This is a genomic window from Novosphingobium sp. 11B (assembly GCF_054589055.1).
This window is the reverse complement of record NZ_BAAILP010000105.1, coordinates 34963-46455: the sequence shown is the minus strand read 5'-3', so window position 1 is coordinate 46455 and position 11493 is coordinate 34963. Positions and strand designations below refer to the sequence as shown.

At 65.5% G+C, this 11493-nt stretch carries 14 protein-coding genes; 10 read left to right on the top strand and 4 right to left on the bottom strand.

What is annotated here, in order from left to right; translation table 11 throughout:
• The 9 genes from ACYPYD_RS09595 to ACYPYD_RS09555 form a co-directional block, all read left to right on the top strand.
• Positions 1-1181 (top strand): hypothetical protein (locus tag ACYPYD_RS09595; protein ID WP_459662911.1); only part of this gene is annotated, 1181 nt, incomplete at its 5' end.
• Positions 1181-2380: an acetyl-CoA acetyltransferase gene (locus ACYPYD_RS09590; protein WP_211151521.1), complete on the top strand. Its 1200-nt coding sequence runs from the start codon at positions 1181-1183 to the stop codon at positions 2378-2380. The genes ACYPYD_RS09595 and ACYPYD_RS09590, both read left to right, overlap by 1 nt.
• 23 nt (positions 2381-2403) lie before the next feature.
• Entirely contained in the window at positions 2404-2856 is a 453-nt protein-coding gene (locus ACYPYD_RS09585) for a MaoC family dehydratase (RefSeq protein WP_036525275.1), read from the top strand.
• Positions 2853-3728: an HpcH/HpaI aldolase/citrate lyase family protein gene (locus tag ACYPYD_RS09580; RefSeq protein WP_036525273.1), complete on the top strand. Its 876-nt coding sequence runs from the start codon at positions 2853-2855 to the stop codon at positions 3726-3728. The genes ACYPYD_RS09585 and ACYPYD_RS09580 overlap by 4 nt, the downstream gene beginning before the upstream one ends.
• Entirely contained in the window at positions 3725-4054 is a 330-nt protein-coding gene (locus ACYPYD_RS09575; RefSeq protein ID WP_036525272.1) for a hypothetical protein, read from the top strand. Before ACYPYD_RS09580 ends, ACYPYD_RS09575 begins: the two co-directional genes overlap by 4 nt.
• Positions 4051-5229, top strand: coding sequence for an acyl-CoA dehydrogenase family protein (locus ACYPYD_RS09570; RefSeq protein WP_459662910.1), 1179 nt, complete (start codon positions 4051-4053; stop codon positions 5227-5229). Before ACYPYD_RS09575 ends, ACYPYD_RS09570 begins: the two co-directional genes overlap by 4 nt.
• A 10-nt stretch (positions 5230-5239) precedes the next feature.
• Positions 5240-6154 (top strand): SDR family NAD(P)-dependent oxidoreductase, encoded by a 915-nt coding sequence (locus ACYPYD_RS09565; protein ID WP_036525268.1) that lies wholly within the window; start codon positions 5240-5242, stop codon positions 6152-6154.
• A 2-nt stretch (positions 6155-6156) separates the two neighbouring features.
• The gene (locus ACYPYD_RS09560) at positions 6157-7005 is read left to right on the top strand and encodes a MaoC/PaaZ C-terminal domain-containing protein (RefSeq protein ID WP_036525266.1); all 849 of its coding nucleotides are present in this window, start codon (positions 6157-6159) and stop codon (positions 7003-7005) included.
• A gap of 4 nt (positions 7006-7009) precedes the next feature.
• A complete protein-coding gene (locus tag ACYPYD_RS09555) occupies positions 7010-7951 on the top strand; it encodes an NAD(P)H-dependent flavin oxidoreductase (RefSeq protein WP_459662909.1) in 942 nt (313 codons plus the stop codon).
• A gap of 43 nt (positions 7952-7994) precedes the next feature.
• On the opposite strand, the gene ACYPYD_RS09550 is transcribed toward ACYPYD_RS09555, so the two are convergent.
• The 4 genes from ACYPYD_RS09550 to ACYPYD_RS09535 all read right to left on the bottom strand — a co-directional run bounded on the left by ACYPYD_RS09550 (position 7995) and on the right by ACYPYD_RS09535 (position 11153).
• A complete protein-coding gene (locus ACYPYD_RS09550) occupies positions 7995-8312 on the bottom strand; it encodes a putative quinol monooxygenase (RefSeq protein WP_036525263.1) in 318 nt (105 codons plus the stop codon).
• A 185-nt stretch (positions 8313-8497) separates the two neighbouring features.
• The gene (locus tag ACYPYD_RS09545; protein ID WP_459662908.1) at positions 8498-9007 is read right to left on the bottom strand and encodes a hypothetical protein; all 510 of its coding nucleotides are present in this window, start codon (positions 9005-9007) and stop codon (positions 8498-8500) included.
• On the bottom strand, positions 9004-10185 hold the full coding sequence (locus tag ACYPYD_RS09540; RefSeq protein WP_051586799.1) for a phosphotransferase family protein: 1182 nt from the start codon (positions 10183-10185) through the stop codon (positions 9004-9006). Before ACYPYD_RS09540 ends, ACYPYD_RS09545 begins: the two co-directional genes overlap by 4 nt.
• Before the next feature lie 44 nt (positions 10186-10229).
• Positions 10230-11153 carry a DUF7064 domain-containing protein gene (locus ACYPYD_RS09535; protein ID WP_036525259.1) on the bottom strand — a complete coding sequence of 308 codons (924 nt, stop codon included), beginning with the start codon at positions 11151-11153 and terminating at the stop codon, positions 10230-10232.
• Between the two features lie 59 nt (positions 11154-11212).
• On the opposite strand from ACYPYD_RS09535, the gene ACYPYD_RS09530 reads away from it, so the two are divergent.
• On the top strand, positions 11213-11419 hold the full coding sequence (locus ACYPYD_RS09530; protein ID WP_156799935.1) for a hypothetical protein: 207 nt from the start codon (positions 11213-11215) through the stop codon (positions 11417-11419).
• Positions 11420-11493: the final 74 nt, after the last annotated feature.

Here is an 11493-nt window from a genome sequence, read left to right as displayed (position 1 = left end):
GCGCGATCGCGCTCGATGCGCTGGCCCTGCCGCGCACGGTGCGCACCGTGGACTTCGGCAATTCGCGGCGGGCAGCGACGACTGCCATGCTCGATGCGCTGCTGGGTACGGGTGACCAGATCGTCGTCGCCTCGGAAAAGCGGCTGACGCAGGCGGGCAGCGCGGCGCAGCTCGCCTATGGCGACGGCGCCGCCGCGGTGCGCATCGGCGAGGGCGGCGGCGCGCGGCTGGCGGGTTTCGCCAGCGTGACGCACGATCTGGTCGATCGCTATGCCTCGCAGGATCACCCCACGCCTTATGCCTACGAGGAACGCTTCGTACGCGACGTGGCGGTGGCCGAACTGATCGTTCCCGCCATCCGCGACGCCTGCGAGGAAGCGGGGATCGAGCCGGGCCATCTGACGCATGTCGCGGTGGCCGAGCCGGTCGGCGGGACATGGGCCGCTGCGGCGCGGCAGTTGAAGGTCGCTGCGCCCAATCATTGTCAATCGGTTTCCGATGCGGCGGGCGATCTGGGCACGGCGATGCCGCTCTACGGCCTCGGCCTTGCGTTGGCGGCGGCGGCAGTGGGCGATTACGTGCTGGTCGTCGGGTTTGGCAGCGGCGTCGATGCTCTGGTCTTCGAAGTGACCGGCGAAGTCGAGGGCGTGGCCGGGTTCGCCGAGGTTCTCACGCAGGGCTTTCGCCTGACTTCTCCCACGCGCTTCCTCAATCTTTCGGGTGCGCTGTCGCTCGACTGGGGGATGCGCGCGGAATTCCAGCAGAAATCGCAGGCCACCGTGCTGGAGCGCGTCGGCCGCGACACCATCGGCTTCATCGGCGGGCGCGACAGTGGGGGCAACGTCCAGTTCCCCAAGAGCGCCTATCCGGTCAACCCGGCTCTGTCCGAGCCCGAAGTTCTGGAGGACGTGCGCCTTGCCGATCTGGAGGCGAAGATCGTCTCGATCACGGCGGACCGGCTGAACTTCACCCCTGATCCGCCGTTCGACTTTGGTCTCGTCCAGTTCGACAACGGCGCGCGGGTGCTGATGGAGATGGTCGACCGGCCCGAGCAGGGCTTTGCGGTGGGGGACCGCGTCCGCATGCGGCTGCGCATCAAGTCGCAGAACCGCGAGCTGGGCACCCGCACCTATTTCTGGAAAGCGGCGCCGCGCGCGCGCCCGACGTTGGGAGACGCCTGATGGCGAGCGGATTCAGGGACAAGGTCGCCATCGTCGGCATGGGTTGCAGCCGTTTCGGCGAACGCTGGGAGCTTGGCGCTGACGGGCTGATGGTCGAGGCGTTCGGCGAGGCGCTGGCGGATGCCGGTATCGCGCGCGAGCAGATCGAGGCGGCGTGGGTCGGCAATGCGCTCGACGACATCAACGTCGGCAATTCCGCGCTGCCCGCCGCCCATGCGCTGCGCCTGCAGCGGGTGCCGGTCACGCGGGTGGAGAACATGTGCGCCACCGGGACCGAGGCGCTGCGCGGCGCGGCTTATGCCGTGGCTTCGGGCGCGGTGGACATCGCGCTGGCCATCGGCGTGGAGAAGCTCAAGGACACCGGCTACGGCGGGTTGCCGCTCAAGACCAAGGGCGTGCAGAACGACTTGTGGATGCCTTACGGCTCCGCGCCGGGCACGTTCGCGCAGCTGGCGGGCGCTTATGCAGCGCGGCACGGGATCGACGCGGGCGACCTCAAGCGGGCGATGGCGCATGTCTCGTGGAAGAGCCACCAGAACGGCGTCCACAGCCCCAAGGCGCACATGCGCAAGGCGGTGGAGATGGACAAGATCCTGAACGCGCCGATGATCGCCGATCCGCTGGGCCTGTTCGACTGCTGCGGCGTGTCGGATGGTGCAGCCTGCGCCATCGTTACCACGCCCGACATCGCGCGCGGGCTGGGCAAGGTCAACCCCGTCACGATCAAGGCGATCCAGCTCAGCGCCAGCAACGGCTGGGAGATGCAGTACGGCGAATGGGACGGCGCGCATGTGCCCAATACCCGCGTCGCGTCGCGCAAGGCCTATGCCGAGGCGGGCATCCACGACCCGAAGCAGAGCATCGACATGACCGAGGTGCACGACTGCTTCTCGATCACCGAACTGGTCATCATGGAAGACCTCGGCCTGTCGGATGAGGGCCGCGCGCCTGCCGACATCCTCGATGGCCGGTACGACCGCGACGGCGCGATTCCGTGCCAGCTCGACGGGGGGCTCAAGTGCTTCGGCCACCCGGTCGGCGCCTCGGGCCTGCGCATGGCCTACGAGGTCTACAACCAGCTTCAGGGCCGGGCGGGCGATCGCCAGCGCGGCAAGGTCGATTTCGGCCTGACGCACAATCTGGGCGGCGCACCGTTCAACAGCGTTGCCGCCGTGGCGATCCTCGGCCGCCTGAACTGACAAGATAATAGGGAGACGATACGATGGCAGGCCTCTGGTTCGAGGAGTTCGAGGTCGGGCAGGTGATCCGGCACGAGATCCGCAAGACCGTGCTGGAATACGAGAACATGCTGTTCTCGTCGCTGACCTTCAATCCGGCCCAGCTTCATGTCGATCACGACTATGCGGCGCAGACCGAATTCGGCAGGCCGCTCATGAACTCGATCTTCACGCTGGGGCTGGTGATCGGCCTGTCGGTGCAGGATACGACGCTGGGCACCACGGTCGCCAACCTCGGCATGACCGATACGGTGTTTCCGAACCCGGTCTTCTCCGGCGATACCATCCGCTCGGAAACGCATGTGCTGGAGGTGCGCGCCAGCAAGTCTCGCCCGACGCAGGGCATCGTCCTGTTCGAGCACATCGGCCTCAACCAGAACGACCAGATCGTCTGCCGCACCAAGCGCAATGCACTGATGCTGAGGAAGCCGGCGTGAGGCTGCGCTCGCTTCTCTTCGTGCCGGGCGACAGCGAGAAAAAGTTCGCAAAAGCCTCGCAGACAGCGGCGGACGTGCTGATCCTCGATCTCGAGGACTCGGTTGCTCCGGCGGTGAAGCCCGAGGCGCGCGGCATCGTCGCGGGCTGGCTCGACCGCGCGGGCGAGGTCGGCGCTGCGCTGTTCGTGCGGCCCAATCCGCTCGACAGCGGGCTGATCGACGACGACCTTGCCGCCGTGGTGCGCCCTGGCCTTGCGGGGCTGCTGGTTCCCAAGGCCAATGGCGCCGAGGACATCGCTGAAATCGCCCGCAAGCTGGACCGGCTCGAGGCCGAGGCGGGCATGGCGGTGGGCACGGTGAAGATCGCCGTCGTCTCCACCGAGACGCCGCTGGCGATGTTCAACCTGCAGTCCTACACGCCGCCGCACCCGCGCCTCGTCGGCCTGACCTGGGGGGCGGAAGACCTTGGCGCCGCCATCGGCGCGACGGACAACAAGGAGCCCGACGGCTCCTGGACCTTCCCCTATCAGGTTGCCCGCGCGCAGTGCCTGTTCGCCTCGGCCTCGGCCGGGGTCGTGCCGATCGACACGCTCTACGCCAACTTCCGCGATCCCGAGGGGCTGGAAGTGGACTGCCGCAAGGCCCGGCGCGACGGGTTCCTCGGCCGCATCGCCATCCACCCCGATCAGGTCGACACGATCAACCGCTGCTTCAGCCCGTCTGAGGAGGAAGTGGCCCATGCCCGCCGCATCGTCGATGCCTTCGCCGCCAATCCCGAACTCGGTACGATCGGCATCGACGGAAAGATGTTCGACATTCCCCACCTCAAGGCCGCGCACAAGACGCTGGCCGCAGCAGGAGAAGATGGATGAGCGGTTTCGCGCGCGGCGCCAGCCTTGCGATCGTGGTCGGCCTGACCGCGTTCCTTCTCTATGCCTTCGCGACCGGCGAGGTCATCCCGGACCAGCTCCACGTGTGGTCGGTGGTCTGGGGCCTCTACGTCTGGGCCGATGCCTATTCCGGCTTCCTGCTCTTCTCGCTCATCATCTACGCCTACGAGCGCAACCTGACGCTTGTGGTCGTGCTGTTCATCGTCACCTGCTGCACCGGCAACATGGTCAACGCCGCCTGGCTTCTGTGGCGCGGGCCCGACCTGCTGCGCCGCATCCAGTCCCATTCAACGAGGATTTCGTCATGAGTGCACTCCGTCCCCTTCCGACCGAGGAAGATCTCGAAGCCATCCGCGAAGGCGTGCGCGCGGTCTGCAAGCCGTACGACGACGAATACTGGCTTGCCCGCGACGACGACGGCAAGTTCCCGCGCGAATTCCACCGCGCCATGGCCGAAAGCGGCTGGCTGGGCATCACCATGCCCGAGGAATACGGCGGCTCCGGCCTCGGCGTGACCGAGGCGATGACGATGATCCGCGAGGTCGCCTCTTGCGGCGGCGGGTTCGCCGCGTCCTCGACGATCCATATCAACCTGTTCGGGCCGCACCCGATCGTGGTCAAGGGCACCGAGGAGCAGAAGGCCCGCTGGGTGCCGCGCCTTGTCTCGGGCGAGGACCAGGTGTGCTTCGGCTTCACCGAGCCAGACGCCGGCCTCAATACCACGCGGATCAAGACATTCGCCGAGAAGGTGCCCGGCGGCTACCGGGTCAACGGCCAGAAGGTCTGGACCTCGACCGCGCAGGTCGCGAACAAGATCATGCTGCTGACCCGCACCACCAAGTTCGAGGACGTGACCAAGCCGACGGACGGCATCACCATCTTCTACACCGACCTCGACCGCAGCAAGATCGATGTCCACCTGATCCCCAAGATGGGCCGCAAGGCGGTGGATTCGAACGCGATCTTCATCGAGGATCTGTTCATCCCCGACGAGGACCGCATCGGCGAGGAAGGCAAGGGCTTCGGCTATATCCTCCACTCGCTAAACCCCGAGCGCATCCTGATCGCCGCCGCCGCCACCGGCATCGGTTCCGACGCACTGCGCCGGGGCGTGAACTATGCCAAGGAGCGCGTGGTTTTCGACCGGCCGATCGGCCAGAACCAGGGTATCCAGCACCCGCTCGCGGAAAAGTGGATGTATCTGCAAAGCGCCTGGCTGATGGTCGAGAAGGCCGCGCGCCTCTACGACAGCGGCCTGCCCTGCGGAGCCGAGGCCAATTCCGCCAAGTTCCTTGCCGCCCGCGCCTGTCATGACGCGGCGTGGCAATCGGTCGCGACGCATGGCGGCTTTGGCTATGCCAAGGAATACCATGTCGAGCGACTGTACCGCGAGGCCGCGCTGACGCGCCTCGCGCCGATCACCGAGCAGCTCATCATGAGCTTCATCGCCGAGAAGGTCCTCGACCTTCCCAAGAGCTACTGAGGATACGACAATGGGAATGATGGAAGGCAAGGCCGTGCTCGTCACCGGCGCCGGTCGCGGCGTCGGTCGCGGCATCGCGCTGGCCATGGCGAAGGCGGGTGCTGCGGTTGTCGTCAACGACCTTGGCGTGGCGCTGACCGGCGAGGGCGAGGAGAGCGCTTCGCCCGCCGAGCAGGTGGTCGAGGAAATCCGTGCGCTGGGCGGGCAGGCGGTCGCCAACCACGACAGCGTCGCCGAATGGGACGGGGCGCAGGCGATGGTCCAGGCCGCGATCGACAGCTTCGGCCGGATCGACGCGGTGGTGAACAACGCGGGCAACTTGCGCGACGTGATCTTCCACAAGATGGAGCCGGAGGACTTCCGCGCGGTGATCGACGTGCACCTCATGGGCAGTTTCCACACCAGCCGCGCCGCCGCGCCGTTCTTCAAGGATCAGGGCTCGGGCGCTTTCGTGCACATGACCTCCTCGACCGGGCTCGTCGGCAACTTCGGGCAGGCGAACTATGCGGCGGCCAAGCTGGGCATCGTCGGCATGTCCAAGTGCATCGCGATCGACATGCAGCGCTTCGGCGTGCGCTCCAACGCCGTCGCGCCCTGGGCGTGGACGCGCATGGTCAGCTCGATTCCGACCGACACACCCGAGCAGCAGAAGCGCGTCGAGGGCCTCAAGAAGCTGGACGCCGACAAGATCGGGCCGTTCTGTGCAGCGCTGTGCAGCGATGGCGGCAAGGACGTGACGGGACAGGTCTTCGGCGTGCGCAACAACGAGATCTACCTGTTCTCGCAGTCGCGCCCGATCCGCACCGCCCACACCGCCGAGGGCTGGACGCCCGAGACGATCACCGAGCGCGTGTTCCCGCAGTTCGCCAATGACTTCTACCCGCTTCACCGTTCGGGCGACGTGTTCACCTGGGACCCGGTGTGACCATGATCCGGCCCGACGCGATCCGGGACTACGGCTTCGGCGTGCGCACGCAGTCCTATGCCGAGCGTGACGCGATCCTTTATGCGCTGGGCGTCGGGCTGGGGCACGATCCGTGCGACGCGGGCGACCTCGCGTTTCTCGATGAACGATCGCTGCGGGTTCTGCCGACTTATGGTGTGACGCTGTGTTCGCCCGGCATGTGGATTCGCGAGCCGGCGCTCGGGGTCGATTTCGGCAAGCTGGTGCATTCCGCGCAGGCAGCCGAGTTCTTCGAGCCGCTGCCCCCCCGCGCCACGGTGACAGGGACGGCGAGCGTGGTCTCGCTGACCGACCGGGGTGAGGGGCGCGGCGCGGTGCTGGTGCTGGAGCGCGAGATCAGCAATGCCGATACCGACGCCGTCCATTGCCGCCTGCGCCAGACCCTGCTGCTGCGTGGCGACGGCGGTTTCGGCGGCCCCGAAGCCCCGCGCGAGGCGAAGTTCGAGCCGGTCGGCGCTCCCGATGCGGTCGGGCACTACGGAATCTCGCCGCGCGCGGCGCTGATCTATCGCCTGTCGGGGGACTGGAACCCGCTGCATCTCGATCCGGGCTTCGCGGCGAAGGCCGGTTTCCCGCGCCCGATCCTGCATGGGCTGGCGAGCTATGCCGTCGCCGGCGTGGCGGTCTCGCGCGCGTTGGGGCGCGATCCGGGGGCGGTGGGGGCGCTGGCCTGCAAGTTCTCGGGCGTTGTCATGCCCGGGGACGAAGTCACATTCGAGATATGGAAGGACGGCGATGCCTCGGCGCGGTTCCGCGCGTTGGTGGGGGATCGCAAGGTGCTGGATGACGGCGCGATAACATGGAAGCGATAGAACGATGAACAGGGAAGAGATCGCCGCCCTCAAGGGCAGACTGCGCATTCCGGTGATGGCGGGGCCGATGTTCATCGCCTCCACCGCGGACCTCGTGATCGCGCAGTGCAAGGCCGGGATCATCGGCTCGATGCCCGCATTGAACCCGCGCACGACCGAGGCGCTCGATGCCGACATCGGCCGGATCAAGGCCGAAGTGGGCGACGCGCCTTATGCGATCAACCTCGTCGCCCATGCCTCGAATTCGCGGCTGGAGCCGGATCTGGAGGTGGTGCTGCGCCACAAGGTGCCGATCGTGGTGCTGGCGCTGGCGGCCAACCCCGACCTCGTGCGGCGGCTTCAGGACAACGGCGCGCTGGTGTTCCAGGACGTCGTGCGCAACCGCCACGCGCAGAAGGCAGCACAGATGGGCGTGGACGGGATCATAGCTGTCGGTGCCGGTGCAGGTGGGCACACCGGCAATATCTCGCCTTTCGCGCTGGTGCAGGAAATCCGCGAGTGGTGGGACGGGCTGCTGATCCTCTCGGGCTGCATCGCCAACGGCCGCTCGGTGCTGGCGGCCGAGGCGATGGGGGCCGACCTCGCTTATGTCGGCTCGGCTTTCCTTGCGTCGGAAGAGGCCAACACGCAGGCCGGTTTCAAGCAGATGATCGTCGACTGCGCGGCCGACGACATCCTCGTCAGCGACTCGTTCACCGGCGTGAAGGCGACGTTCCTGCGCCCCTCGATCGTCGAGAACGGGCTGGATCCGGACAACCTCGTGCGCGCGGCGGGCAAGGCGATCAACATCGACGGCGGCGGCGACAACGCCAAGGCGTGGAAGGAAATCTGGAGCGCCGGGCAGGGCATCGGCGCGGTCAAGGTCGCGGGGCCTGCGGGGGAATGGATCGGTACGCTGGTGGACGAATACGCCGAGGCGCGCCGCTGTCTGGCAGACGCAGGCTGACATGAAAAGGGCGCGGGAGAGTTTGCCTCCCGCGCCTTCTTTGTCAGTCGACTGGTGCCGTTACGGTGAGATGAGCGGGCTGCCAGATGTCGATGCGCGGTTCCGCAACGAGCAGCTTGGACAAGTCCGTGAACAGCCCTGAGACGATGCGGGACTGCAGGTAGGTCTGATAGGCCAGCGCACTGTGCCATTGCTCGGAAAGGATGAGTCTGTCGGCGTCCTCATGATGGCGATGGGCACTGATGGCGACGAAGCCGTCGGTCCTGCGCGTCTCTTCGAGAATGCCGGGCAGTTGCGTCAGGAACGTCTCCATCGTGCCCGGTGCGAAATGGAGTTCGAGGGTGACGAATACAGGGTGCATGCGATCTCTCCGTGCCTGGAATTGCATCTTCGCCTCTATCCCGTAAGTGCGCGGTTTCAGACGGATGAGCTGGCTCACCCTGAAAGCGCCTTCGAGATCGAGAGCGAACGGGGCGGGAATTCATCCTTGACAGTCCCCTCCGTCGTAACTTGTGAGCCCGGTGTTCGCGGCCCGAAAAGCCGAAACTACGTGAGCGCAGCCGTCATCGACGGCAGTTCCGTGTCCGGGCCTTCGAACCCGGTAATCGCGAACCAGCTCCGGTCGCGCAGGGCGGTCGCGGCCCCGTGGCCTAGCACCTGCCGGTAGACGGCAGTGCGGAACCGGGTATCTCCATCGACGTGCGCAGCGGCGATCAGCGCGGCTATGGCGGCGCTCGTCCGTACGGTCGCTGCCTGCAGGGCGTCATCGTCGGTTGCGGGCATGGCCGCCGACCGCAATTCATGCGCTGCGGATGTCGTCACCGGGCCGCCGTTCGCTGCTGCGACCAGTTCTGCGGCCAACGTTGCGAGTGCGCGGAACTCGGCGTCTTCGTAGCGCGTGTTCAGGCCTGCCTGCGCGCGCAACTGGTGGAGATGCCCCAGTACCAGCGATGCCTGCTCCTCCGCGAGCCCCTTGCGTCCCCGCAGTTCGGGGAGAACGACTTCTTCCATGGCCCGGATCATGCTGCCGAGGCGATCTTCGATCGATGGATTCATGGTGCGGTTGCCTCATCCAGAAGGCGGCAGAGTTCGGACACGAAGATGTATCCCGCGGGTGCCAGCCAGGTGAGCAGGACGTCCTGATGATTGTGGCGGTCGCGCGCGGTCTTCATGCCGGTCGCCAGCGTCATCACCACGCATTTGTAGGCGGAGAGTATCTCGTAGAAATGCAGCGAACGCGGATTCACCGATCGTCCTGTCTGCGCGATATATGCGGCAATGAAGTCCTCGCGCGTCAGCATCGCGCTGGCAAGGTGCACGCCGTTCTCGGACGAACCGAATATCCGCTGGAGCGTCCACGCGAGATCCTCGTGCGGGTCGCCGATATGGGCCAGTTCCCAATCGAGCATGGCGGTGATCTCGCCGCTGTCCTCGTCGAACAGGTAGTTTCCGGTGCGATAGTCGCCGTGGACCATCACCAGATCGGTCGCGGCGGGCAGGTTGGCATACATCCACTCTTCCGCGAGTGTGAGCACCGGATGGGCCTGGATCACGTCTTCGTGGTGCAGGCGAGCCCACCAGTTCACCTGCCAGCGCGCCGCCTGCCAGGGATCGGCGTCCGGTCGCTGGAAGCTGGCAAGATTCGGATCGGCAAGGTCCAGCGCGTGGATGGCGGCGAGATTGCGGATGAATTGCGGTGCGATTCTGCCGCGAAGATCCGGCCCCAGATAAGTGCCCAGACCGGTCACCGTATTGCCGTTGTCGCTCGGTTTGGTCACACCGGCGACGAAATGCATGATGGCTGCGGGCTGGCCGAAGAATGTCCCTTCCGCGTCGAGCCATGCCGGTTCTGGCGCGGGAATTATGCCCCGCACCGCGTTGAGCAGGTCGGCCTCGCGGCCCCGATCCGATTCCGAGATCGACTGGATCGGCTCCATGCGTAGCACGTAGGCCTGCGCTGGAGCAGCGCCGCCGCCGATTTCAAAGTAGAACTGTTCCTTGGACGCGCCGCCGCCGAGCCGGCGCACGCCGCTGGCGATCAGGCCCGGAGCGACGCTTGCCAGGAACCGGGACAGGCGTTCCTCAACTTCTGCGATCGACGCGACGCGATAGACGTCGCTGGCCGCCTTGCGCAGTGCCCGCCGATCGAGCACGGCCCGGATGCCGGGCTCCAGATCGGACCGATCCGGCGTGGATGCGAAGGCGGATGTACTGGTCGAATGGACCGTAGCCATCGGGATAACCTCATCGTCAGGGCAGTCATGGTCGGCTCGGCTGTCTACTGGCCGTACTTTGCCACATGTTGCCGGGCGAAGTTGTAGTAGTCCTTGTTCCAACAGAACTCGCACCACCCGGCGCCGGGGACTCCATCGATGGTCACGGTGACGGGTGCCTCGCAAAGATAGGTTATCGGATCGAAGTCGAGCCGGATGTTGGCGAATGCCTTGCATTCCACGCGCGCCGTGCGGCCCTCGTCGTCGAATACGGTGGAATCGAAAGTCTGCTGCATCATGTTCTCGTCGAACGTGTAGTCGTACTCGGCATCGACGAGGTGGGTCATCCTGCCGTCCTTGACGAGATAGCCTTGCAGGTGGCGCCGGCCGAACGACTGCATTTCGAAGTAATGGATCGACGCTTCGGCAGTGACTGCGTGGAACCACTTGTAATGCTGGTTGAGCCCCCAGACGCGCGGCCCCCATGAATGATCGCGCACGAGCCAGCCGTTGACCTCGAAGGTCTTACCGTCGACGGTCAACTGGCCGGTGACCCTGCCGTGCTGCTCGGTGCGGTCGTCACCGTAGTAAGGCGGCAGGCCGTCCGGGTGCGAGCTGAAGGCGTAGACGGGATAGGCTGCCTCGTACGTGCCGTCGAACTGGATGCGCTCTCCCTTCCAGCGCAGTTCGACTTTGTGGTGAGGTTCGACGATGGCCATTTCCAGCGGTCCGAAGCGCCAGTCGTCGAAATCGAGGTCGGGGGCCTCGCCTTCGATCTCCTCGTGGATTTCTTCGCCAAGGCCTGGGCCGAAAAGCGTGGTGCGCACTTTCGCCGTGCCGCCGCCGCGCAGGCTGGGATAGATGAAGCCGGCTATTCCGTGCTCGGGAATGATAAGCATGTGCGCGAGAGCCTCGCGGCCGTCCGGGGCAAGATCGTGCTTGTAGGCGTGCCTGTCGGCAAATTTCGGGATCGAGGTGATGACGTTCATCGGACGCTGTCTCCTGCAGTCGTGAGGATGTCTTGCCGGTCGCAATCTGCGGGACGGCCATGCCTGAAGATGCTTGGAAAGTTCGCATCAGCGCGCTCGATCGGCGGTTGTGCCCCGGCGCCCGCGTCCTTCCTCTCCATTCGTTCGCCGACTCATTCGGCTGTTTGAAAATTGGTAACCTGATTAATCAAAGCGAACAAGAGGTATTTGCCATCCTGTTTTGTCATCGCGCCAAAACTAACTTCGACGTCGAATTAAAATATTGATATATAATAATATATATATATCATGTGATGGGTAATGGCTGTTCATTCGTTATGTTCGGTGTCACGCAAGGTCA